Below are 25,138 nucleotides of genomic sequence, written 5' to 3'. Positions count from 1 at the left end.
AGCTTACAAATTACTGTGAAACCGGTTTGACCCACATTACACCAACATCTTTTTTCATAACGTATACGCGAGTGCCTGCAGTAATTGCTTCCTCACTTTTTAATTTCCAGCTAATACCTGAATAATTATAAGTAGTTAACCCTTGCTCGGTAACATCGTTATCTAGAGTAAACGTAAGCTCTGCAAAATCGTTTGTTACGGGCTTTGTATCCACACGGTTTTGCATTTTTTTTAGAGGTTTCCACAGGCCAATGGCTAAAATAGCCGTTACCACTGTGTTACTCCATAGTGCAGTTGTTAATGAGTCAGGCAATATTCCTATGCTCATTGAAAAACCAGTTATCAGTAGTGATAAGCCAAAAAATAATAGAATAATAGTAGAGAGACCCAGCACGGCTACTTCTATTATTAAGGCAATTATACCAAGCACCATAAGTGCTTGTGGTAAATTTTGCATAATAAAATCCATACAAACCTCTTTAGGTGTTAACCTTTATTTTGCTTGTTTAAACTATTAATGATTGCCATGCCTTGCGCAACCATTGAGCTTGCATCTGTTGCGTTGTCAGGGAGAAGAACAACAGATGATTCACGTGCAATGGCTTCTTTAGCCGAAATGGCTTTAGTTGCTAAATCAAGTTGAATCGCTTTTTGCCCTTGCTCTGTATCAGCGGCTTCACCGACTTTTAATAGTGCATTGGCTTGTGCTTCAGCGACGGTTGTAATTGCGGTAGCTTCACCTTCCGCACGTAAAATTTGCTCAGCTTTATCTGCTTCTGCAGCAAGCACTTGTGCTTGCTTTTTACCTTCAGCGACATTTATATTTGCTTGACGGTCACCTTCAGACTCTAAAATTTGAGCACGTTTTACACGCTCAGCCTTCATTTGTGCTTCCATAGCTTCCATAATCGAGTTCGGTGGCACAATATCTTTAATTTCGTAACGCAGTACTTGAATACCCCATGGCTCAGATGCCTGGTTTATTGCAGCTACTATATTTGTGTTTAGTAGGTCACGCTCTTCAAAAGTTTTATCTAGCTCCATTTTACCAAGCTCTGAGCGCATTGTTGTTTGCGAAAGCTGAACAACTGCAAATGTATAATCGTCAACACCATAGGTAGCTTTGTACGGGTCTAATACTCGAAAGTACAATACGCCATCTACAATTAACGAGATGTTATCTTTTGTTATAGCTGATTGAGATGGAACATCTTGGGCCTGTTCTTTTAAGCTGCGGTCGGCAGATATTCTATCGATAAACGGAATAATAAAATTAAGGCCGGCTTCTTTGGTTGATTGGTATTTACCAAAACGTTCAATTAGCCAAGCTCTATTTTGAGGGACAAATTTAACACTGCTTTTTAGAAGCACAATAACAAATATGAGTAAAAATGCCTCAACGGTAAATACGACATCGAGGATTTGTGACACTGGATCCATTTAAATATTCCTTATAATAATTAATCATAAAATGGTGTATTGTTTTAATTTTAAACTAATAAAGACTACCACTTTTCAATGTAATTACCTACAAAAAGTGGGCACTTAAGAAGTACATATTATCGAGGGGGGCTCTCGGAAATTTTATTTCGACCAGTTTCTTTAGCGTTATAAAGAGCAGCGTCTGCTTTTGCAATAATGTCTTCTGCTATTGTTTTTGTGTTAGGAATTAGGCTATAAAAACCAATACTTAAAGTAAGCATATCACTTACTTCTGAATATTTATGCTCTATGCCCAACTTGGCTATTTCTTTTTGAATTAGAGTGGAAAAGCAATATGCATTATCAGTATTGGTACAGGGTAAAATAAGTGCAAATTCTTCACCACCATATCGAGCTGCTAGATCGCCGGGGCGCTTACATAAATTTTGCAGTGTTTCAGCAACTTGTTTTAATGCCTCATCCCCTTTTTGATGACCATAACTATCGTTGTATTTTTTAAAAAAGTCGATGTCGCAAATAAGTAAACTAATGGGTTGTTGGTAACGAACGCATCTTTGTATTTCGTCATCTATAGTTTGATCAAAGCATCGACGATTAGCTATGTTAGTCAAGCCGTCTGTATTTACCAGCTCACTTAATTGTTGATTGGCTGTGATAAGTTGCTGCTGAGTAAGTTCTAATTTTTGTTTATAGTTTATATTTTTGAACGCGTTGGTTAGTATTTCACCCACTAATTTTATTCTGATTAAATCAAGGTTTGTCCATTCACGTTTTACTGCTACACAATCGCAACCAATAAAACCAACAAGCTCTTTTTCGTAGCTTAAGCCAATGCACATTACTGATTTGATTTTTTGTAGTTCAAATTCTTTTTTTTCACCACCTGCAGAGGCTGGTAAATCCGCAACATCATTTACTTTAAAAAGGTAAGTGTCGTTCATTAATTTAAAAAAGTAGGGAAGTTCGCTTTTAGGAATATTTTGTAGTGAATCTTTGAATGGTGTTATTCCCGTATTTACCCACTCATGAGTATTACTCATTTGCGTATTTTCATCGTTAAATTTAAATAAATAGCTGCGATCTGCATGGCATACAGTGCCAATTGCTTTTAATGCATAATTAATATGTTTATCTACATCATCGTTTTGAATATCAATGAGATCGGCTGATATATTCGATATAACAACATCAAAGTTATATTGTTCATCAATTGTTTGTTTTTCTATTTCAAAGGTGATCATTGAAACGGTCTCGGTAATATTGGCAAATTTAATGTTCAGTAAGAAGGCTGTTTGATCTACTTCAAGCACCACTTTATTTTGAACATTAGGTATAAGATAAACATCAAAAAGGTTCTGTAATAATAAAGTTTTTTTACTTAAAGGGCTTATTAGCTTTATGTGACCAAAGTGATTTTCATTCAAGTCAGAATGCTGCTTTAAATTAAACAGGTTTAACGCGGATTCGTTCGCTTTGTAGTTGCGTGTTTTTGAGTCGTGGACCAAAACAGCAAAAGGGAGACACTTTAATGTACTCCAGATCTCTTTAATCGAGTTCAACGTTTAAGTTACCTCATTTTCTATAAAAGATAGGACATATCCGATTGATTTTTATTCTTATAATATAGTTTTAGTACAGTTTTGTTGATATTACTAACTTTTTTAGTGCGTTTATGTGAGTCACGCATTATAATTGATACTGTATATCATTACTCCTTTCTTCAGTGAGCCTTTAGCGGCTTACTTGCATTTTAAGTATAGGTAATCCAAGTATTTCATGACCGAAATTACAACACACCAAGCTTCTCGTAGGCGCTTACTCATTGCGCTTGCAATAACATGCTCATTTATGATCATACAAGTAATTGGCGCGTATTATGCTAATTCGCTTGCTGTATTAGCTGATGCAGGACATTTGTTTGTGCATAATAGTTCGCTATTTATTGCCTTAATTGCTTCAAGTTTTGCTATTCACTTAGCTAAAACTTTCAATGATGGCTATCAACGGGCTGAGTTAATGGGTGGGCTTATTAATGGCATTTTATATCTCGCAATTAGTTTGGTGATTCTATATGAAGGTGGGGAGCGATTTATTCATCAGCATGAAGGTAACGAACTTGAGATAAATAGTTACTTAATGTCGGTAATTGCGGGGCTAGGCTTTTTGTTCCACGGTGCCGCTGCTTGGGTATTATACAAGGGGCGAAAAGCAAGCATTAATGTTTATGCCGTGTTCTTACATTCGTTTTTTGATTTGATTTCTACTGTGTCCACTTTTGTTGCTGGTGTACTAATATATTTCACAGGCCTTGCGGTCATCGATATTTTATCGAGTATGCTTATAGCGTCGTTTGTATTGTTTACGGGCATTAAAGTAATTATAAGTTGTATTAAAGGTTTGCGTTTAAATAAAGCAAAACTTCCCAAGGTAACAGATATTGAAAGCGAAATCACAAGCATAGAACACGTACATAACGTACATAATGTAACTGTAACACGTAATTACGATGGCCTAGTGGTGGGGGCTCATGTGGTACTCAAAAAGCACTGTACTATTGAAAAGCATGACGAAGCATGTCGCTTAAAGGTAGAGAATCTGCTTGCTGAAAGGTTTAGAGTAACGAGTAGCGTACTGCAAATTGAAAGCCATGAATGCCATCATATTCACTAGAGTTTATTAACCTTTCAAAGTTAAATTCCAACGGCCTACATGGTGCTTAGGCAAGACAGTGCACATAAGGTGTGTACCTTCACAAATAGTTGATAACGCAGAATTAATGCAAGCAGACGCGGCCCCAAAGGAATCTCCCGGGGCAGTTTAATTCTTGTTGCTCGGCTTTGGTTTACTGTTACACCGTGTAAAGGCTGAAGAGTAGTGCAGGAGTAGTAGCCAACCTGGTGCTGCGATTAAACCGCTTTAAGTTTTAACAAACACTAACCCACAAAGGTCATTAGAACTGTGTGTTAGTGGATGGGGGCTCTAATGCCTTGCTAGTTGCTTCAAATAAGCTCAATAATTTTTCTAAAACAACTATTTTCATTAAGTGCTTCAGCGCTCATTGGTTTTGCAAGGTAGTATCCTTGAAGCACATGGCAACCAGCGTTAACTAAAAACTCCATTTGGTCACGATTTTCAACGCCTTCGGCAATACAATATAAGTTTAAATTTTCAGCTAAAGAAATAATAGTTTTAATAATTGACTCGTCTCCTTTGTCCTCACCAATACTATTTACAAAACTTTGATCTATCTTTATAACGTTAATTGGGAATTGGCTTAAGTAAGTCAGCGATGAATAGCCTGTACCAAAGTCATCAAGCAATAATTTAAATCCTGCTGCTTTTAATTTTTGTAACTGCTTAGCAGCTTTCAGTTTATCTTCAAGCAATATAGTCTCTGTAATTTCGAGCCTCAGTTGCTTTGGCAGAATACCCGCGTCTGCTAGTATGCATTGTAAACGTTCGGTTATATTCTCCTTTAAAATATGTTTTGGTGATAGGTTTAAGGAAATATAAAATAATGGATTGTCATTCAGTAGTGGCGCTAATTCAATAAGTGCGCGTTTAAGGGCTAACTCAGTTAAGCGCTCGATTAAACCGGTTTCTTCTGAAATTGGAATAAACACTGCGGGTGAAACAAATTGCTCTTTGTTTTTCCAGCGCATTAGTAGCTCTACACCATTTATTGTTCTTGCTTCAATATCAACAATTGGCTGATAATGATTAAAAAATAAGTCGGCTTTTACTGCATCTTTTAAATCATTTTCGAGCATTAGCTTTTGTTTTATTTGTTCGTTCATTTCATCGCTAAAGAAGCTAAAACCATTCCTGCCATTTTGCTTTGCTTGCATCATAGCGACGTCTGCGTTACGAATTAAAATGTCGGTTGTTATTGCATCAAATGGGTACAAAGCAACGCCTATACTGGCAGAAATATTAATCGCAAAGTCTTCAATCATCACTTTATTTGCTAATTCTTTACTAATTAGCATAACTGTTTCTTTTAATGAGTCCTGAGATTCTACATTTTTAATCAGAACTAAAAACTCATCTCCACTTTGACGGCCAAGCTGTGCATTTTCGTTAAGGATATTACCCACCCGTTCAGTAATATTACAAAGAAGCTTGTCACCTACAGCATGACCAAAAGAGTCATTTACTGGTTTAAACTTATCTAAGTCTATAAATAAGAGTGCGCAATGTGTATTTGAACTTTCGGCTTGTTTAATGGCTTCCTCAATTTCTTGATACATTAAACTACGATTTGGTAGCTTTGTTAGTGCGTCGTAATTAGCCAAATAACGCAGCTCATTTTCAGCTCTTTTTTGCTCTGTTAGGTCAGAAATAACAATTACATAGTAGCTTACTTCTGTTGTACTTTTTGCTACAGCAGTCACATTAATATGCACTGGGTGCTTACTGCTTTTAGCTGTTTTTATTAACGTATCAATATGCCAGTTTTCAGTTGGTTGCAATTTTTTAAGTATTTTTGCGAACTCTTTACAGTTTTCTTTACCAATAGACTTTATAAATAGTTTCGGGCTAATATTTGTAAATTCCTCTGAATCAGAGAACGTTCTTATAAAACTATTATTTGCTGAAAATGGCATTAAATGATCGTCTAAAATCAGTAACCAATCGTTTATTTGGCTAAATGCTTCACCTAGTATTTTGGCTTGTTCTTCATTGGCACGCTGCTCTGTAATATTGGTATAAATACCAGATACATACAAAGGTTTGCCTGTTTGAGTGTCAAAAATTATTTGGCCAGTGTCTTGATACCACAACCACTGCCCATTTTTATGGCGGAGACGATATGTTAATTGCCAATTTTTATTTTTACTTTTTTTGCTTATAAAGCCTTGCCATTTGGTTTCAAATCGACGCTTATCGTCAGGGTGTATAATAGAATAAAACAGCTCTATCGATACTCGTTCTTCAAGGTTCTCATAACCCAGTTCTATGCCGCGTAAGGTATTTACAGAACCATCTTTAAATCGAAAATCCCATATTCCACTTTTATTATTTTTAAGAGCGAGCTCTGTTTGTTTTTTCGAATTTATAGTGTCTGTATGCGCTTGTTGAATAACATTTTGGCGGTTACGGTATTGCCAGAAAAATAAAGCGAAGAGGCTTAACATAACTATAATATATGTGAATATCGCAAAGGGTGACTTCCAAGGAGCATAGGCTACATTCATGCTCAGCTTAACTGGTGGGGCTTTAATTACACCATCTTTAAAATGAGCGTTGATAGTGAGAGAGTAGCTTCCTGGTTGAAGTTTAGTAAAAAACACCTGATTTGATTTTAAGTTGTCATAGGTAAGTGATGTTGGGCCATCAAGAACCACATCATATAACGTTTTATTTGTATCTGGGTAAGAAAAGTCAGAAAACCTTACCGTTAACCCCATATCATCATGGCTCAATTTGAGTGGTTGATTACTGTATGCAAGAGGTGAAAAAGGTAATTCTCTTGTCAATAGACTGACATCTGTAATTGCTAATTTATCTTTTTTAGTTGTTGCTTTTGTATTGAAATCAGCAGGATTAAAAAGAAGCGCGCCAGCATTACTACCTAATATTATTTGCCCGTTATTCAATTTTCTTTGTGTGTAGTCTGTAAATTTATTGGTGCTTAAACCATCTTTAACAGAAAAACTTGTAACATTAAGTGTGTTGAGGTTTATCTTGTAGAGTCCATTCTCAGAGCTTGCCCAAAGATACTTGTTTTCTTCAGGCACTAAAGACAAAATTGAATTAGAATTTAAAGAGCTTTTGAGCCCCATAGAATGTTTACGTTCATAGGTTTGTGGGTCTATGCCAATCAAGCCTTCATAAGTAGTTGCAAGCCATAAAACATTTCTTTTTAAGTCAAGGTAATAATTATCTACAGTGTAATAGATGTCGTCTCTATTCTTTGATGACTGAAATATTTGGTTTAAGCTTTGTGTTGACTCGTTATACCTATATAGGCTGTTGGTCATACTAATTAAAAGTTCATTTGGGTGTGTTTCTATTGGCGGAAGGAACACATAGGCATATATCGGGTCTAGAAAGTTTTTAAGTCCTTCAATAACCCTTATATCACCTGTTTTTTCGTTAAATAGGTAAAAGTTTTTGTCGTTTGCAAATGCATATTGATGAGTGCCAATTTTGGCAAAACCGAAAACAGTAGGTTGAGTAAGTAAATCGTTATTAGTACTTAAATTTGATACTAATTGCTTACTATTTTTATCAAACAATTCAAACCCATTGTAAGAATATAGCCATAAATATTGGTTGTTTCCAAGAGAGGAAGCAAAAATATCATAAACTGCTGACGAACCAAACACTGCTTTAGCGTCGGTTGAGTTTAAAAAAGTACGTGTAGTTTTTGTTTTAGGGTTGTATTGAGCTAGGCCATCGTTTGTACCAAACCAAATAGTATTATCTTCGTCTTCGTGAATTTTGTTTATTGTATTATTGACGGGCAACTTAATATTTTTAAATCGTCTTGTATTAATGGGCCACGTGAATACCCCTTGGCTTCTTGATGATAACCAAAGTACTCCTGTTTTGCTTATTGTTAAATCGTCAATTGAGTTATCGTTTATATTAAATTTACTTTTTTCATAATTTAATATGAACTCTATTTCGCCGTTTACCCGGCTAAAACTATATAACCCTTTTTCTGTTGCTACAAACTCACCTTGGTCAGAATTAATGTAATCCCAGATATTAAGATCGGGAATAAGCGTCGTTATTTTAGAGCTGAGTACAAGGTTATCTTCTGAAAATGCGAACTTATACAGCCCTTCTACCGTGCCAACTAGAAGGCCAAGCTCTTTATCTACCTGTAAAAACTTTACATTGATGTTGTCTATTGTTGTTTTTTCGGCAGAGTGAAGTGGTATTTCTGTAAGCTGATTACTTACAAGGTTGAACGCATATAGCCCATTATTGGCACCAATGAAAAGTGTATTATTGTGTAGTGTTAAAGCGCGAATAAACGAAGTTTTTTCAGCTAAAGCGGCTGTTTGTGTAAAAGCTCCAGTGATTTTGTTGTAAGTGACTATTTGGTTATCAATTGCTAAGTAATAAAGTTCGTTTTTTTCAGCCATTGCTTCAACAGGTGAATAAATCTGTTTTTCTTTATCGAGCTGACCAGAGTAAATTTTTTCTGTTTTAAGGGTTAGTGGATCTATTAGGTATGCCCCAGCTATATCAGTAGAAACAAGTAACTTACCGTCTTGTGTTTTTAGTACTGTAAAAATGTAATGTTTGTCTAACTCAAAACCACCGTCGAATGTTTCAACGTTATAGCCATCAAACCTATTTAGTCCTTGTTGCGTTGCAATCCAAATGTAGCCAATCTCATCTTCTTGTATTTTTACAACGTAATTTTGTGAAAGACCTTCATCAGTAGAAAGACGCTGTAGCTGTTGGGCATAATTTTGCGATGCAAATGCATGAGGAATACACAACATTATAAATAGAAAAAAAAGGCAAAATTTACTTATTGGCACTGATGACCGATCTCCAAAACAGGTGCAGCTACATACAGCTAAGTGTTAAATATAGCACAGTTTTTATTTTGTTTTTACAAAAAAAAAACATATTTTGTCAGTGCAAATTTAATGCAATGAACTAATATTTAACATTATTTAAGGGTTTTAGGGAGGTCTTAAAATGGCTTTAACAAACATACAAGCTAAAGATAGTCTTTTACTGATCATAGATATTCAAGAGCGACTTTCTCCTATGATTAGTGATTTTCAAAGTCTTTTAAAAAATACACTAAAATTAGCGCAGGCATCTTGTGTGCACGACATACCAACACTTATCTCAGAGCAGTACGTCCAAGGATTAGGAGAAACCGACAACAAAATTAAATCTGTTTTACCGCATGCTACGTATTTTAGTAAGGTGCATTTTAGTGCTTGTGAAGAAGCTGGCTTCTTAGATAAGTTAATTAGTTTTAGCAAAAAAACGATTGTTGTAGTGGGCACTGAGGCGCACGTGTGTGTTTTACAAACGTGTATTGATTTATTAAAAAATGGATTTGAAGTGGTTTTAGTAATAGATGCAATAGGCTCTCGTAATGCTGAGCATAAAAGTATCGCAATAGAACAGCTAAAGCATGGCGGAGCGGTAATTTCATGTGCAGAAATTATTATATTTCAATGGACAAAAACTGCAGCTACGCCTACGTTTAAGAAAATATTACCTATAATTAAATAGGTTAGTTGTATATAGTGTAAGTTAAATGTTTATTAATGTTAAATTTTAAATTATTCATTGATAATATTGGTACTATTTGGCTGTATTTGTACTAAGTTAAATGTATTAGTAAAATTAAAAGTTAGGGTCTTTATGTCTAGTGTTAGTCGTTTATTAACAGTTATTTTTGTCATCTTATTCGTCGAATCTATAGGATTAGGCCTTTATTTTGGTACGTTAACTCAAGCATTTATAGTCGGTTTACCGTTGTGTTTATTACCAATATGGCTACTTAAAACTCAAGAAAATAACCCTATTACTCCCCACATAGTCGCTGCTGCAATTATGATGTTTTCTTTTTTACACATACAGCAAGCATTTGGCTTAATTGAAGTGCATTTTGAAATTTTTATATTAATGCCTATTTTAATTGTTTTTGTTCAGTGGCGAGTTTTTATTACAGCCATTGTATTTGTTGCCGTCCATCACCTTTCTTTCTACTACTTACAAACCCAAAATACGGGCTTTTATGTTTTTGACCCTGATAGGCTTGCTTTTAGCACTGTGATTATTCATGCAGCTTATGCAATAGTTGAAGTGCTTGTTGTAGGTTACATAGCAATTACTTTAGAGAGAGAGCGCCGGGCTGGAACATCACTTAGCTCAGCAACTGAGCAAATCATGGAAAACTCTGAGCACATTAAATTATCTCTTAGAGCAGATTACACGCAAAGTGAAGCCGTTGTTGGTTTTAACACCTTGCTCGATTACTTGTCGGACGTTATTAAGCAAGTTAAAACTCAATCGTATTCTCTTAAAACCAATTCGGGTGAATTAATACAAGTTCATGATCAACTAGCGAATGGTGCACAGCAGCGAACTCAGCAAACAGACGATATAGCTAATTCGGGTGCTCAAGTTGCGCATGGTTTCAAATTAGTAGAGCAAGAAAGCGAAGTGTTGAAAACACAAGTAGATAGCATCACACAATCTGCTAAAGGGGCTCTAGACGACGTATTGCAGACCGACAGCAAAAGTAGAGAGCTACTGAATTTGTTAAATCATACAGAAGAGCAAATTAATCAACTCGTTGCTGCCGGCGATGTCATCTCAAGCTTATTAAACGAAATATCTGGAATTGCTGAACAAACAAATTTACTTGCGCTTAACGCAGCCATTGAAGCCGCCAGAGCTGGCGAGCACGGAAGGGGCTTCGCAGTTGTAGCGGATGAAGTACGATCATTGGCAAACCATAGCAAAGCAACTACTGACAAAATAGGCCTGACTCTTAAAGACTTGGTTACAAATAGTAAAACATCTACTCAATCAATGACTCAGTGCGTAAGCTTTGTTGTTGATTTAACTGAAATAAGCACTGCAATGAAAGAAAACATTTCAGCAATGAGTGAACAGATAAAAGCGGTATCCAGTAGTACTACCTCGGTTGCACAAGTTGTTTCAGAGCAAGCTGGTAATACAGAACAAATTGCTAATAGCACAGACCAAATGCGCCAAAACCAGTACGAAGATTCCAATATCGTTAAGCAGCTCACCGACAAAGTACAGTTAATCGACGTGAGTATTGATGTACTTGAGCAATCAATTGCTAAATTTAAGTAGCCCACATTTTTTAAAGTTTATAATACTAGCCTGGTTAGGATTCGTTATATCAGGCTTAGTTTATTTTCAGGTTAGCCAGCTAAAATCGTTTGATAGTGACAGAATATTATTACAGGATGGTTGGTTTTTAAGTTTTAAAAAGCAGCTAGGGTTGAATACGCAAATACACGAGGCGTCTTTAGTTCTTGTCATAGAGCAAAACTGTGGTTGCGCGAAGCAGGCTAAAGCACACATTACCGCACTTAAACGGTTTGCTGACGAAAAAGGCTTTAATATTATTCAACATCCATATTCAGCTAAGTTACAACACGTTATTCCAGCTACGCCAGCCGCAGTAATTATGGATAAGAATGGCGAGTTTGTTTATGCGGGGCCATTATCCGAAGGATTGGCTTGCTCACAGGGCAGTGGTTTTGTAGAAACGGCAATGACTAACTTAGTTGCTGGGTTTAACTCAAAATTACTTGTAGCAGATACTAAAGGCTGTTATTGCAAAAATAGGGTTTAGCTTCAGGGGGCCGCTTCCTTAAAGTAAATTTGTTGAGTGTTAAATCACACTCTTTTTTCTTTATCAAAAAGAGCCTAACTGAGTAGTCAGTAGTTTTATGCAAGTGCTTTATATTTGTGTTAGTGCACACTTTTGAGTGAAAGTTTTATTAGTCAACTCTCAAATGAACTAATCTATATTCACTAATTATTAGATTTTAATGATCAATCTATTAATTTGAATCAATGGCGATACTAAATAAAATTGACAAAAGATCAGGGGAACAATGAGTTACCAATTTTTGTATGAAAGGTTACCCTAAAGTTATAATTGGGTTTAAAATAAAATTCAAATAATGCCCTAAAAATTATTGATAACTATTACTATTTAGATTAATATAACTATATCGAAAGTAATTAGAGTGGTTTGTAATCATGTACATTTGTCTATGTCACGGTGTGACAGATAAAAAAATTGAACAAACAATTGATGATGGTGCAACAACTATGCGTGAGTTGGCAAAAGAGCTTAACGTCGGCAGCCAATGCGGAAAATGCTGTGGTTGTACTAAGAAGATTTTGAATCGCAAGCTGATTCAAATTGCAGACATAACAGATCAAGTCGCTTAATTATTTTAAAAAACACTGCATAAAAAAGCAGCCATGTGGCTGCTTTTTTTATGTTTATAACGTGTTGTTAAAGTTGAGATTGAAGATAATTTTCTATACCTACATTCTCAATAAGTTGTTGCTGTGTTTCCAGCCAGTCCATTTGCTCTTCTTGTTCGTTTAAAATTTGGTCGAGTGCTTCTCGGCTAATGTAGTCTTTTTTACTTTCAGCTAATTTAACCGCAGCGCGAAGTTCGTCTATAGTATCAAGCTCAAAGCTCATGTTAGCAGCAATCATTTCTTCGCTGTTTTCACCAATACGTAAACGGCCTAAGTCTTGTAGGTTTGGTAAACCCTCTAAAAATAAAATGCGCTCAATTAAACGATCGGCGTTTTTCATTTTTTGAATTGACACTTTGTAGTCTGCTTTATCAAGCTGGCTAAAACCAAAGTCTTTAAACATACGTGCATGTAAAAAGTATTGATTAATTCCGACAAGTTCATTAGCAAGTACGCTATTTAACGCTTTAATTACCTCTAAGTCGCCTTTCATAACTTTAGCTCCTGCTAACCCATTTGAGATTGATGGTAATTTTCTGAGCCAATTTTTTCAATTAGGCCAAGTTGTTGTTCTAACCAGTAAACATGATCTTCTTCTGTATCGAACAATAGTTTTTGGAGTATCGCACGAGATTGGTAGTCTTGCTGTTCTTCACAGATGGCAATTACATCTTTTACGCAGGCAACAACTTCTAATTCGAGTGTTAAATCATTTTGCATCATGCTTTTAACATCGTTTCCAATAAGCAAATCACGACGCTTGGTAAGGTTTGGGACACCTTCTAAAAATAAAATACGTTTGATTAACCAGTCAGCATGGTCTTTTTCTTCTTCCATTTCATGATTAAGGCGCTCATAAAGTTTATTTAAACCCCAATCATCATACATGCGAGAGTGTATAAAATACTGATCGATTGCAGCTAACTCGTTGGCGAGTAGCGCATTAAATGCGTCGATTACTTTTTGATTACCTTTCATGATATGTCACCATAGCTTTGTTAATTATGGCTAGTGTAGTGTAAAACCAAGTAATTGCAAGTTTTCTCTATAAAAATCATTGTGTTACTATTGGTTTTGATTCTTATTTAAGTTTGCATTGTTGCTTGCTTTATAGGCTCTCTGCGTTTTGGGCGCATAATCAATTTTTGCTTGAATAAGAGTAGCTTAAATATATTTAAAACAGCTTAGGTAATACGGGTGTCGTAATTAACTTTATAGCGCTGAACTCAGGTGCAAAAAATAGCAAACCACATTAATAGTTTTTAATTCAATTATATTTTTTGTTTATTAATCAATTAAGCTAATTAATGTATGGCATACTCAAACACACATTAATTTCATGGTGTGTAATACATTATCAGCACCATAAATACTTACTGAACACATATTTTAATTTAACAATAGTGCAGCACACTTAGGGTCACTACTATGAGCAAGTCAATTATAATTCGCGATGCGAAGCCAAGCGATGCCAAAATTATCTTACATTTTATTACAGAGCTTGCGATATATGAAAAAGAGCCAGATGCGGTCAAAACAAATGAGCAAGCTATTTTAGATACATTATTTAGCGAAGGCGCCACAGCGCACAGTATTATATGTTTAGATGGCGATGAACCTATAGGCTTTGCAGTTTACTTTTACAATTATTCTACTTGGCTAGGTAAAAACGGTTTGTATCTTGAAGATTTATACGTAAGTCCAGATAGCCGTGGTAAAGGTGCTGGTAAAGCCATAATGAAGCATTTAGCTAATAAGGCGTTGAGCAATAATTGTGGTCGTTTTGAATGGGTTGTTTTGGATTGGAATAAGCCTGCTATAGATTTTTATGACAGTATAGGTGCAAAGCCCCAAACTGAATGGATTATTTATCGATTGACGGGTCAAGAGTTAATAGATTTTGCTAAATAGTTAAGTTCCGATTGTGGCTAGCAATGGTTAAAAATTTATTTAAACTTTGTGCTGATCACTTATTAAAAGAGCTATTTATGATTTCATCTTACTGGCAAAAAGCACGTCAAAGTCGCGATCACCGATTTGATGGTCTTTTTTATGTTGCGGTTAAAAGCACGGGTATTTACTGCAGGCCTATTTGTCCAGCGCCTACTGCGCTTGAAAAAAATGTTATTTATTATGAATTTGCTCATAATGCAGCGCAAGACGGTTTTAGGCCTTGCATTCGTTGTAGGCCAGACAGTGCACCGGGAAGTGCGGCTTGGCAAGGGGTCAAAACAACCGCTATGAGGGCAAAGCAGCTCATTGACCAATACGATGAACATGATTGCGAAAAGTTAGCTGAAAGGTTAGGAGTGAGTAGCCGATATTTAAGACGTTTGTTTAAACAACATTTTGGTTTGTCGCTTACGCAATATCGTTTATTTAAGCAATGTCATTTTGCAAAAAAGCTGATACAAGAAACGCATTTATCGCTAACCGACATTGCATATGCGGCAGGTTTTAAAAGTACAAGGCGATTTAACGATGCTTTTTTCAAACAATTAAATATGACACCATCAGCACTGCGTCAAAATACCAAAATTCAAAGTACGTCACTTACCTTAACCCTTCCTTTTAGGCCTCCTTATAATTGGCTTGCTTTACGCTCGTTTATAGAAAAACGTTTAATTAAACCTGTTGAATGGATTTCGGAAAATAGCTACGGGCGTACGTTTTCAAATACGCTTTATAAAGGATGTTTCACTGCCGAATTTATCGAAAATAAGCATCACTTTAAAGTAAAGGTAGAGATAGACGACACGCAATATTTGCAAACAGTTATAAATAACATACGGCGGGTTCTAGACTTAGATGCTGATATTAATTTAATAGAAACTCATTTAAATACAAACATAAACAATGCATTCACACTCTGTAACGGACTTAGGTTGCCAGGTATTTGGTCAGAGTTTGAGGCTGGTATTAGGGCTGTGCTAGGACAACAAGTAAGCGTAGCCGCAGCGCATAGCTTAGTCACTAAACTAGTTGATGAGCTTGGAGAAAAAGACGTAAACCATGTGTATTTTCCGAGTGCCGAACAGGTAGCACAAAGCAGCTTTGATTTTTTTAAAATGCCACAAGCGCGCAAAAATGCGCTACATAATTTAGCTTTGTTTTGCGCCAATAACCCTGGCAATAGTGACTTAGATTTATGGCTTAACTTAAAAGGAATAGGCCCATGGACTGTGAACTATGCAAAATTAAGAGGGCAAAGCCAACCCGATATATTACTTGATGGTGATTTAGGAATTAAAAAAGCACAAGCTGCGGCAAGTTCGTTTAACAGTGAAAAGTGCACCCCATTTCGTTCCTATTTAACGTTTCAACTTTGGCAGCAACTATCATGATTATTCAAACATACATAACAAGTCCCATAGACAATATAATAATTCAAGCAACTGAAAAAGGGGTGAGTTACGTTGGCTTTTATCCGCTTGAAACCTACCCACATGTGCCTCTTGCTAAAGCAACTAATGAGCCGATATTAAGCTGTGCGCTGCAATTAAAAGAGTATTTTAATAAAAAGCGTAAAACATTTAATGTTCCATTGGATACTAAAGGGACTGAATTTCAAAAAAGTGTATGGAACGCACTTTTGGATGTTCCTTACGGTAAAACCAATACGTATGGTGATATTGCTCACGCATTAAATAACCCAAAAGCGGTAAGAGCGGTGGGGGCAGCTAACGGTAAAAACCCAATTAGCATTATCGTGCCTTGTCATAGAATTATTGGCGCAAATGCAACGCTCACAGGATACGCTGGTGGACTCGAAAGAAAACGCTGGCTCCTAAAACACGAAGGGGTTTTGTGAATTAGTAGCCTTAAGTTTTGTATCATATATTATAAAGGTTACACTATAAAAAATACTCTAATAAAAAATAGCTATGCAATTTAATACACTATTTTATATATTTATCTTTTTATGCATCGTACCTATTAATGTTGCAAACGCCGCTGCTAAAAGGTTGCTTTTTTGCTATGAAGACAAGGAAATTGCGCCAATGTTTTTAGGTGCAGGGCAAGAGATCCCAACTCAAAGGCCCGGAGCTTCGGCAGACGTACTCCGGCTATTAGATGATGCGGTTGATGGCGTTGATATTGAGTTTGTAAGGAAACCTTGGCGAAGGTGCTTGAAAGATCTTGAATCAAATAAAGTAAATGCAGTTATTGCTAGCTTCAGAGAAGGCAGAGAGCGAATAGCCGTTTACCCAATGGATGAAGATGCAAAACCTAATGCTCAGTTTGCTATTAGCAGGTTTGGCAGCTGCTTGTTAGGTCGTGATAAATTTCGATCGCAATGGCAATCACGCGATAAGTTTAATACCAAAACATTTACAATTGCTGTGCCAAGCGGTTATGGCTTGAGCGCTGTTTTAAAAAAAGAACCTCTTTTTGTTCACGAGACGGTGTCAAAAGAAAGTGCATTTGAGCTACTTAACAAAGGGGTTGTGGACTCAAGCATAGATATTTGCCAAGTTGATAAAATTAAAGCGTCTAGTTACCCTTATAGTGACACCGATGTAAAAGCACTATTTCCCCCATACGAATTTACGCTTGGTTATTTAGTTTTTTCGCATCAATTTTATGAAAATCATCCGACGCTTAGTCATAAAATGTGGCAGTGGGTTAGTGAATTTGATTCGGCTCCTATCTACATTGATTATTTAAATTCTGCCAAACAACCTCAAAACTAATACTTTAAATCATAAGCTTATTTGGCGTTTGAAATTGGTATTCAGTGCATATTAGGGTAGCATAAGCGCACTTTTTGTAACTTGGCACCATCATGGCTCAATTATACTTTTACTATTCTGCAATGAATGCGGGAAAATCTACCACCTTATTACAATCGGCTTTTAATTATAAAGAGCGAGGTATGGAGCCAGTTATCCTTACTGCAGCTATTGACGATAGAGAAGGTGTTGGCAAGGTTTCGTCTCGAATAGGTTTGCAAGCAGATGCACATGTATTTGATGCAAGTAAAGATGTGTATGAGTTGATTCAATTGCTTAACAATGAAAAAAAGCGCCATTGTATATTAGTCGATGAATGTCAGTTTTTATCCAAAGAGCAAGTCATGCAGTTAACTGATGTAGTAGATGAGTTAGGCATTCCTGTGCTTTGCTACGGTTTACGAAACGACTTTAGAGGTGAGTTGTTTGTTGGCTCTCAATACCTACTAGCTTGGGCTGATAAACTAATTGAGCTTAAAACGGTGTGCCATTGTGGGCGCAAAGCCAATCACGTATTACGTACAGATGAAAATGGTGATGCGATTGCCGATGGTAATCAAGTTGAAATTGGCGGCAACGATCGTTATGTATCGGTATGCCGCAAACATTACAAAGCCGCTTTAAATATGGGCCGATAACGCGTTAATAAAGGTGTCTATATCTTTTCGAGTTATCCCTAAATGCGTGACTAGCCTAAGTTGTTTACTTGGGCTTATTAGAACACCTTGCTGTTTTAGCTTCTCAGCTATATCTACAATATTAAAATCTTCATCACAAGATGCATACACCATATTGGTCGTATTACTCATATCTACGTTAAAGCCTTCAAGTGAGCTTAAACATTCAGCTAGGTAGCGCGCATTAGCATGATCGTCTTTTAAGCGACTTATGTTATTTTCAAGCGCATATTGCCCAGCAGCAGCGAGCATTCCGGCTTGTCGCATACCACCACCAAGTACTTTACGCCATCGCCTAGCTTTATTTACCAACGAAGATGACCCCAATAATAAAGATCCAACCGGTGCACCTAACCCTTTAGATAAGCAAATAGACACAGAGTCAAAATGTTTCGTTATTTGTTTAATATCAACTTCTAACTCAACTGATGCATTAAACGCACGTGCGCCATCTAAATGCAGAGCTAAATTATGCTCATTAACAAAATCTCGTGCTTGGGCGAGGTACTCTAGGCTAAGTACTTTACCGCCAATGGTATTTTCTAGGCTTAGTAATCGCGTTTTTGCAAAGTGGCTATCGTCTGGTTTAATTGCAGCGGCTATTTTATTGAAGTTAATGGAACCGTTTTGTTCGTTTTCTATCGGTTGTGGCTGTATAGAGCCTAGAACTGCTGCACCACCACCTTCAAATTTATAATTATGCGCATTTTGGCCACAAATATATTCGTCCCCACGTTCACAATGTGCCATTAAACCAAGTAAATTTGCTTGTGTTCCAGAGCTGCAAAAAAGTGCGGCTTCAAAATTAAAACGAGTAGAAGCGAAGTTTTCTAGGTTATTTACACTTTCATCGTCGCCATAAACATCATCACCGACTGGTGCACTGTACATGATATCGCGCATTTCTATTGTTGGCTTGGTGACCGTATCTGAACGAAAATCTATCATATTTTTCCTTTTTCTTATTTAATCAAGTTCATTACAAATTTGTTCACGCGTCTCTTTATCAAAGTAACTCCAAGCAAGAAATCGGCTAACTTTTTGCCCTTGAGCCATATCAATAATTTTATATTCCGCAATTGGGTATGTTTTTAGTTTTGCTTCAAGTGTACTAAGTGAGTCTTTTTTTGAGACTAAAGATGTAAACCACAACACTTGTTGTGCAAATTCTTCACTTTCTGCAATCATTGTTGTAATAAATTGTACTTCACCACCTTCGCACCAAAGCTCGTTGTTGTTACCACCAAAGTTAAGCGTTTTACTGGGCGCTTTTCCTAAGTTTTTCCATTTCCGTTCACTTCCTTTTTTTGCCTCTTGTTCGCTTGCATGAAATGGCGGGTTACAAAGCGTTAAGTGATATAAATCTTTTTGGTTTATAACACCTTTAAATATATTAGCCGGTTTTTTTTGCAGCTTAACCGTTATTTTTAAGGCATTAAATTGTGCAATTTGCTTGGCTATTTTAACCGAGACAGGGTCTATATCTGAGCCAGTGAAGTGCCAGTTATATTCACTCGTCCCTGTTAATGGATAAACTAAATTTGCACCAGTACCTATATCAAGTACTTTAACCTGCTTACCTTGCGGGATTGTTTGTTTATTATCTTCGCTTAATAGATCGGCCAAGTGATGGATATAGTCTACCCGCCCTGGTATTGGTGGGCATAAGTTGTGCTCGGGAATATCCCAAAATTCAATATTATAGTGCGCTTTGAGTAGCGCTTGGTTGAGTGTTTTTACTGCTTTATTATTTGCAAAGTCAATACTTTTAGTACCTGCAGGCGTGTTAACTATATAAGGGCTTAAAGCCGGCAGCGCAGCTGTTAGTAAGTTAAAATCGTAACCGTTATTATGCTGATTGCGTGGGTGTAGTTTTGCACGTGGTGTATTTTTAGTCATGAATTTATTTTAGCAATCTATATCAATAGTTAATTGTAACAAATCCTCGTAATTAAAGTGCAGACAATTACTTTGGCATATTTAAAAATACTGGTACGATGAGTTGAGGGTAACAATAAGGATTAAGCGTGGCCATTTCTCAACAATCAATAACTATAAATTTAGCAGATAAACAAACACTGCATTTACGCAAAATATTCGATGAACAACAAAATGGTCCCATCGTATTCTTTATGCATGGTGCAGTCGAAAATGGCAAAATTTTTTATACACATAGTAATAAAGGTCTTGCTCCATTTTTAGCTGAGCACGGATATCGTTGCTATGTCGCTGATCTGCGCGGGCGCGGAGAAAGTAAGCCTGTTATATCTAAATCTGCTGCCTATGGGCAAACCGAAGCTATATTAGAAGATATTCCCGCGTTTATTAATAAAATTGAGCAGCTCGAAGGTTCTAAACCAGATTACTGGGTGGCCCATTCGTGGGGTGGCGTTTTAATGAATAGCGTATTTGCACGCTTTCCACATTATATTGATGATGTAAAAGCATGTGTTTACTTTGGTTCAAAACGCTCACTGTTTAACAATCATCCAAAAAAGTTACTTCAAGCTAATTTTATTTGGTATTTTATGGCGCCATTACTAGCTAAAAAGCACGGGTATTTACCTGCAAAGCGCTTAAAGTGGGGAAGTGACGACGAAACCCAAAAGTCGCATTATCAAAGCATGCAGTGGGCTAAAAAAAAGCCTTGGGTTGATTCCGATGATAATTTTGATTATGCAAAAGCATTGCGTTCACTTCATTTGCCACCTACGCTACATATTGCAGCGGTTAAAGATAAAGCATTAGCGCAGCCTATTGATATTCAAAGGTTTATTGATGAATCTGGCCCAGGTATTCAACAAATGCGTATTTATGGTCGTCGCCATGGACACCGTATAGATTACGACCACATAAATATGTTAACTCATCCAATAGCCCGCAAAGAGCAATTTAACGATTTACTTCAATGGTTTAAGAGTCACCCTTGTTCATTAGCTTGAGCAAGGGGACTTGGTATCGTTCCCATTTACTAACGGCATTTGTATTTACTGGCTGGCGAACAGCTTGTTTGCTCAGTGTTGTGACGGCTCTTTTTTGATTGTAAAACGATAAGCAGTTTTGCTCATATTTACACCCTAAAAACTCAAAAAGAGTATTTAATTGGTCTTCAGGATTATTTACTAAGTCTTCATAGGCTAAATTAAACACAGGTAATCTTAAAGTATTCCAATGTGTCATTAGTTTTTCATATAAGCCATGGTAGTGCTTAAATTCAGTTAAAGAGCAAAAGTACGGCTCGTTCTCAGCAAAATAATTACTAAATACAGAAAATGCTGTGGCATTAACGTTACGTGATAAATTAATAAACTTAGCGTTTGGAAATAAAATATAAATCAGCCCGAGCGATTGATAATTGCTTGGTAGCTTATTAATAATAATCGGCTTTAACGGTGTCGCTGTTTTTAGTGTATCAATATAAATATTACGAGCTTGATTAATTAGGCTAGGCGTTAAATTGGCTAAGCACTGAGGATACGGAGTTTTGGTTTTTTGCTCTAAAAAGGCAACAACATTATTACTAATACTCGTGTTTTCGCCTAGGCTTGAACATTCGCTATGACTTATAAGCATTTGCTCTAGTAGAGTTGACCCGCTTCTTGGCATGCCAATTATAAATACAGGCGTGATTGTTGCGGAAAAGTCTTCTTCACGTGAAGCTAATAAATCTAGAGTACTGTATTTAATGATCTGATCATAAAAAGGGTCAAGCTCTTTGGTTGTAAACGTACTCAATTTATATTGTAGCGTATTTGCTAGCTCAAAATAGTTAAAAGCTTGATCTGTATCGTTTAGTTTATCGTAACTTTTGCCTAATGCGTAGTAACACACCATTTTAAGACGTAGGTTGTTAGTTTGAGTTACTAAGTGATGCAAATTACTAATGTAATTGTGTTCTTTATTAAAACGGCCAAGTTGTACTAATTCAAATAAAATATAGGCTGTGACAGGGTATAAGCCCATACTCAATGCGTGTGCAAATGTTGTGTGCGCTTTATCCAAATCACCATGTGTTAAATAATGCTGGGCTAAGTAATAATGTGGTTCAGGGTTATGGCTTGCTAGGCTTTTTGCATATTCTAATACGGTAAGTGCGTCCTGTGGTGAATTAACACCATTAAAAGCGTCTGCCAATGCGTGAAGCGGTTCTAACATGTGCGGTAAACGTTCGCAGGCTTTTTGTAGTAAATAAACTGCGGCATCAAACTTTTCTAGTCTTAGTGCTATTTTACCTAAACCAAATAAGGCTTCGCCATTTTCGGGCTCAGTAGCAAGTATCGTTTTGTAATGAAATTCAGCTTCTTTGAGCTTGTTTTGTTCGAGTAGTTTGTTGGCTTTATCTAGTAGCATAGTGGGGCATTTTATTTTTTATTTACTATAAAATAAAAAAGGCGAAATGTCTTAACATTTCGCCTTAATGCTTTCATTCTAAAAATTAGAAAGTATACGTGGCCTTAGCGTAGTAGAAACCACCGTTAATACCGTAAGGAGATGTTTCGTAGTATTTACCACCCCAGTTATTATTTGGGATACCCGTTGCATCTTGGAAATCAAGTTTTTCAGCATCTTGGTCAAGTAAGTTTTGTGCACCTACAGAGAAGCTGATTGAATCGTTCACAAAGTACGTAATTTCTGCATCAAGCGTTACAGATGCGTCTGCTGTTTTAGCTGTTGCATCGTAATCTACGTGAACACCTTGATATTCGCCATAGTAGTTAAGACGAGTAAACGCAGAGATTGACTCCCACTGTTGTGCCCACGTAAGTGTTGCACGGTGGTTAGGTAAGTCTTCTTCTAGGCGTTTAACTTTAAACTCACCCGTAATATCACTGAACTTAGTTACTTCAGTTTCATTCCAGTTGTAAGCAAGGCTAAATGTAGAGCTGCCACCTAAAATATCTGCTGTGTAATTAGCTACAACATCAACACCTTGAGTTGTTGTATCAAAGTCATTAGTGAAGAAACTAACTTGCGCAAGACCTTCAACATTAGGTACACCCGCAGCTGAAAGTGTATCTTTGTCAGCTTGGCTAAGCGTAATTTTTTCAGATTGACTGATACGGTCTTCAACTTGAATGTTGTAGTAATCAACTGTTAGGAACAAATCGCCAATTGTATAAACTGCACCAAATGTATAACTTTGCGATTCTTCAGGCTCAAGTTCTGTACCACCTAGTTGAACAGCAACTGGGTTAGTTGGTGGTAATAATGCAGAATCTCTTAACACACCGTCACTTAAGTTTGTTTGAACGTTACTAACGTTTGCTTGACCAACGGTTGGTGCACGGAAACCTGTGCTAATTGAACCACGAATATTTAGATCTTCAGTTACATGATACTGAGCCATTAATTTGTAGTTTGTTGTGCTACCAAACGAGTCGTAGTCTTCAAATCGAAGCGCTAAGCCCATTAAGAAGTCTTCTGTAAATGGTGCTTCAACGTCGACAAATGCTGCGTAGTTACGGCGTGTAAACTCACCTGCTTGCGACGGCTTGAATCCAGGGAAGCCGTTTGAACCAATGCCAAAACCTTGCGCTGTTAATGGGCCCGCAGTGTATGATGCTTCATCACCTGAGATGATTGTAAATGTTTCTTCATGCCATTCTAAACCACCGGCTACGTTCACATCATATGCTAGGCCAAAGTCGTAGCCTTTAGATAGGTCTAAGTTAAAGTTTTTCTCTAACTGCTCATATTTACCAGGGCTAAAGTCGCGTGGTGTATCTGGACCTAAAGATGCATTCACCGTGTTGTAAATAAAGTAACGTGATTCATTTAAACCCACAGTACCACTCAGGTCATACAATACGTCCTTCATGAAGCCGTCTGTAAATTCACCTTTAGTACCAATGGTTAAAGAGGTATCAGTAATGTTGCCACCAAAGTTTGGTGTAAAACCACCCGGGATCATTTCGTTAAATGCAAAACAATCTGGGTTGTTAGCTACACCGTTAATGTAAGCCGGGTCGTCTAATACATTACCATCTGTAATTGAAATGGTAGGACAGTTGGCGCTCATGTCGTCAGTTAAGTCTGCAACAAGGAGTGTTGCGCCATCATCGTTTGAATATACACCTGAACGAGTATGCGGGTTACGATAGTAAAAGCCACCACGTACATCGCGCTCAGAGTAGTTACCAAACATGTAAAATTGTGAGTTGTTTGTTAAGTCTAGGCCTACATTACCAAAAAGTGAGATATCGTCATCAACTTCTGGTGCACCCCAAACTTGAGCAAGAGACGAAACATCAGGTACGCCTGCTGCTGCAAAACCTGCTGCATCTGGGCGTTGAACTGAACGACTCGTTGCATCTGCTGTTTTGTATTGGAAGCTTAAGTTTGCAAAACCACTGTCTGTAAACGGTAAACCTACGTTACCAGAAATTTGAGTTGTATCGCCGTCGCCTTCAAAATATTGACCTTTACGAACTTCAAACTTACCGCCTTCTGAAGCGTCTTTTAATTGGAAGTTCATTACACCTGCAATAGCATCAGAACCATACTGAGCGGCTGCACCGTCACGGAGTACTTCTACTTGTTTAATTGCAATGCTAGGAATAACTGAAATATCGGCGCCTTGTGCACCATCGTTAATACCACCACCTAAAAAGGCGATTACAGATGCACGGTGACGACGTTTGCCGTTTAAAAGTATTAAAGTGCTGTCTGATGGCAAACCACGAAGGTTAGCAGGGCGAACTAGTGATGCTGCATCACTAATAGGGTTTTGATGAACGTTGAAAGAAGGAACTGAGCCTTTAAGAAGTTCTAGCATGTCAGTGTTACCTGACTTTTCTAGCTCTTCGCCACCTATGATATCAATAGGAACGGGTGAATCACCAATTGAACGTGGAGCTGAACGCGTACCTACTACAGCAATTTTCTCTACATTCTTATTAACTTTAACTTCGCTTTGTTCATCTGCTGCTATTGCAGAGCCCGAGATGAATAATCCGGCGGTGGTTGTGGCTAATGCAAATTTAATCGCTTGGTTTAGCGTATTATTTTTTAATTTCATTCTAAATTTCCCCAGTTAGAATAATTTTGTTTTAGTCGTACTTTAAAGCACGCCTTAATCATAATTGTGGAACGAACAGAGTGGTTTTACGCGATTGAAATATCGAATCAAAAGAGCGTAAATACTCAACTTTTGTTAACTCCTGAATACAGACTATACATAAAAAACAACAAGAGCAATTATTAATTAACTATTAAATAACAAAACTTTAATTAGGTAAAAAATCCAAAGGTGGTGCATTTTAGTGCTAGTTATAACCATTTGTGTGCAGGTTAAGATATAATTGGGAATAT

At 36.9% G+C, this 25,138-nt stretch carries 21 protein-coding genes; 11 read left to right on the top strand and 10 right to left on the bottom strand.

Going from position 1 to position 25,138, the window contains the following annotated elements; translation table 11 throughout:
* Positions 1-10: 10 nt before the first annotated feature.
* The 3 genes from R0J88_RS02185 to R0J88_RS02175 all read right to left on the bottom strand — a co-directional run bounded on the left by R0J88_RS02185 (position 11) and on the right by R0J88_RS02175 (position 3,002).
* Positions 11-469: an NfeD family protein gene (locus R0J88_RS02185; protein WP_305472227.1), complete on the bottom strand. Its 459-nt coding sequence runs from the start codon at positions 467-469 to the stop codon at positions 11-13.
* 17 nt (positions 470-486) lie between these two features.
* Positions 487-1,440: a slipin family protein gene (locus tag R0J88_RS02180; RefSeq protein WP_006791622.1), complete on the bottom strand. Its 954-nt coding sequence runs from the start codon at positions 1,438-1,440 to the stop codon at positions 487-489.
* Between the two features lie 119 nt (positions 1,441-1,559).
* A complete protein-coding gene (locus R0J88_RS02175; protein ID WP_410898924.1) occupies positions 1,560-3,002 on the bottom strand; it encodes a GGDEF domain-containing protein in 1,443 nt (480 codons plus the stop codon).
* A 217-nt stretch (positions 3,003-3,219) separates the two neighbouring features.
* Between R0J88_RS02175 and R0J88_RS02170 the strand changes: the two genes are divergently transcribed.
* The gene (locus R0J88_RS02170; RefSeq protein WP_410898923.1) at positions 3,220-4,113 is read left to right on the top strand and encodes a cation diffusion facilitator family transporter; all 894 of its coding nucleotides are present in this window, start codon (positions 3,220-3,222) and stop codon (positions 4,111-4,113) included.
* Positions 4,114-4,442: 329 nt separating this feature from the next.
* On the opposite strand, the gene R0J88_RS02165 is transcribed toward R0J88_RS02170, so the two are convergent.
* Positions 4,443-8,909, bottom strand: a complete 4,467-nt coding sequence (locus R0J88_RS02165; RefSeq protein ID WP_410899019.1) for an EAL domain-containing protein — start codon at positions 8,907-8,909, stop codon at positions 4,443-4,445.
* A gap of 202 nt (positions 8,910-9,111) precedes the next feature.
* Here R0J88_RS02165 and R0J88_RS02160 point away from each other — a divergent pair, with 202 nt between their 5' ends.
* The 4 genes from R0J88_RS02160 to R0J88_RS02145 all read left to right on the top strand — a co-directional run bounded on the left by R0J88_RS02160 (position 9,112) and on the right by R0J88_RS02145 (position 12,378).
* Complete coding sequence (locus tag R0J88_RS02160; RefSeq protein WP_410898922.1) at positions 9,112-9,663, top strand: isochorismatase family protein; 552 nt, start codon at positions 9,112-9,114, stop codon at positions 9,661-9,663.
* A gap of 132 nt (positions 9,664-9,795) precedes the next feature.
* Entirely contained in the window at positions 9,796-11,262 is a 1,467-nt protein-coding gene (locus R0J88_RS02155) for a methyl-accepting chemotaxis protein (RefSeq protein WP_058429850.1), read from the top strand.
* Positions 11,228-11,770, top strand: a complete 543-nt coding sequence (locus R0J88_RS02150) for a DUF6436 domain-containing protein (protein ID WP_410898921.1) — start codon at positions 11,228-11,230, stop codon at positions 11,768-11,770. The genes R0J88_RS02155 and R0J88_RS02150 overlap by 35 nt, the downstream gene beginning before the upstream one ends.
* A gap of 413 nt (positions 11,771-12,183) precedes the next feature.
* On the top strand, positions 12,184-12,378 hold the full coding sequence (locus R0J88_RS02145) for a (2Fe-2S)-binding protein (protein ID WP_006791629.1): 195 nt from the start codon (positions 12,184-12,186) through the stop codon (positions 12,376-12,378).
* A gap of 67 nt (positions 12,379-12,445) precedes the next feature.
* Here the strand turns inward: R0J88_RS02145 and bfr (R0J88_RS02140) are convergent, their stop codons facing one another.
* Both bfr (R0J88_RS02140) and bfr (R0J88_RS02135) read right to left on the bottom strand, forming a co-directional pair.
* On the bottom strand, positions 12,446-12,910 hold the full coding sequence (bfr, locus tag R0J88_RS02140) for a bacterioferritin (RefSeq protein ID WP_410898920.1): 465 nt from the start codon (positions 12,908-12,910) through the stop codon (positions 12,446-12,448).
* A 14-nt stretch (positions 12,911-12,924) separates the two neighbouring features.
* On the bottom strand, positions 12,925-13,395 hold the full coding sequence (bfr, locus tag R0J88_RS02135) for a bacterioferritin (RefSeq protein WP_006791631.1): 471 nt from the start codon (positions 13,393-13,395) through the stop codon (positions 12,925-12,927).
* A 450-nt stretch (positions 13,396-13,845) separates the two neighbouring features.
* Here bfr (R0J88_RS02135) and R0J88_RS02130 point away from each other — a divergent pair, with 450 nt between their 5' ends.
* From R0J88_RS02130 to R0J88_RS02110, 5 genes are all read left to right on the top strand, one after another.
* The gene (locus R0J88_RS02130) at positions 13,846-14,328 is read left to right on the top strand and encodes a GNAT family N-acetyltransferase (protein ID WP_410898919.1); all 483 of its coding nucleotides are present in this window, start codon (positions 13,846-13,848) and stop codon (positions 14,326-14,328) included.
* 77 nt (positions 14,329-14,405) lie between these two features.
* Positions 14,406-15,761, top strand: a complete 1,356-nt coding sequence (locus tag R0J88_RS02125) for a DNA-3-methyladenine glycosylase 2 family protein (protein ID WP_410898918.1) — start codon at positions 14,406-14,408, stop codon at positions 15,759-15,761.
* Complete coding sequence (locus R0J88_RS02120; RefSeq protein WP_410898917.1) at positions 15,758-16,228, top strand: methylated-DNA--[protein]-cysteine S-methyltransferase; 471 nt, start codon at positions 15,758-15,760, stop codon at positions 16,226-16,228. Before R0J88_RS02125 ends, R0J88_RS02120 begins: the two co-directional genes overlap by 4 nt.
* A gap of 73 nt (positions 16,229-16,301) precedes the next feature.
* Positions 16,302-17,111 carry an amino acid ABC transporter substrate-binding protein gene (locus R0J88_RS02115; protein ID WP_410898916.1) on the top strand — a complete coding sequence of 270 codons (810 nt, stop codon included), beginning with the start codon at positions 16,302-16,304 and terminating at the stop codon, positions 17,109-17,111.
* A 92-nt stretch (positions 17,112-17,203) separates the two neighbouring features.
* Positions 17,204-17,788, top strand: a complete 585-nt coding sequence (locus R0J88_RS02110; RefSeq protein WP_006791636.1) for a thymidine kinase — start codon at positions 17,204-17,206, stop codon at positions 17,786-17,788.
* On the opposite strand, the gene ltaE is transcribed toward R0J88_RS02110, so the two are convergent.
* Complete coding sequence (ltaE, locus tag R0J88_RS02105; protein ID WP_410898914.1) at positions 17,771-18,775, bottom strand: low-specificity L-threonine aldolase; 1,005 nt, start codon at positions 18,773-18,775, stop codon at positions 17,771-17,773. The genes R0J88_RS02110 and ltaE overlap by 18 nt on opposite strands.
* 18 nt (positions 18,776-18,793) lie before the next feature.
* Entirely contained in the window at positions 18,794-19,726 is a 933-nt protein-coding gene (rlmF, locus tag R0J88_RS02100; RefSeq protein ID WP_410898913.1) for a 23S rRNA (adenine(1618)-N(6))-methyltransferase RlmF, read from the bottom strand.
* A gap of 128 nt (positions 19,727-19,854) precedes the next feature.
* On the opposite strand from rlmF, the gene R0J88_RS02095 reads away from it, so the two are divergent.
* Positions 19,855-20,769, top strand: a complete 915-nt coding sequence (locus R0J88_RS02095; RefSeq protein WP_006791639.1) for an alpha/beta fold hydrolase — start codon at positions 19,855-19,857, stop codon at positions 20,767-20,769.
* Here the strand turns inward: R0J88_RS02095 and R0J88_RS02090 are convergent.
* Together R0J88_RS02090 and R0J88_RS02085 are read right to left on the bottom strand one after the other, a co-directional pair.
* The gene (locus R0J88_RS02090; protein WP_410898912.1) at positions 20,741-22,177 is read right to left on the bottom strand and encodes a tetratricopeptide repeat-containing sulfotransferase family protein; all 1,437 of its coding nucleotides are present in this window, start codon (positions 22,175-22,177) and stop codon (positions 20,741-20,743) included. The two genes, R0J88_RS02095 and R0J88_RS02090, sit on opposite strands and share 29 nt — an antisense overlap.
* Positions 22,178-22,262: 85 nt before the next feature.
* Positions 22,263-24,845, bottom strand: coding sequence for a TonB-dependent receptor plug domain-containing protein (locus R0J88_RS02085; RefSeq protein ID WP_058429804.1), 2,583 nt, complete (start codon positions 24,843-24,845; stop codon positions 22,263-22,265).
* Between the last annotated feature and the right edge of the window lie 293 nt (positions 24,846-25,138).

It is taken from the genome of Pseudoalteromonas sp. SIMBA_162, assembly GCF_046535955.1.
Taxonomy (GTDB): domain Bacteria; phylum Pseudomonadota; class Gammaproteobacteria; order Enterobacterales; family Alteromonadaceae; genus Pseudoalteromonas; species Pseudoalteromonas marina.
The sequence above is the reverse complement of the archived record's forward strand: the minus strand, read 5'-3'. Positions and strand labels throughout refer to the sequence as shown.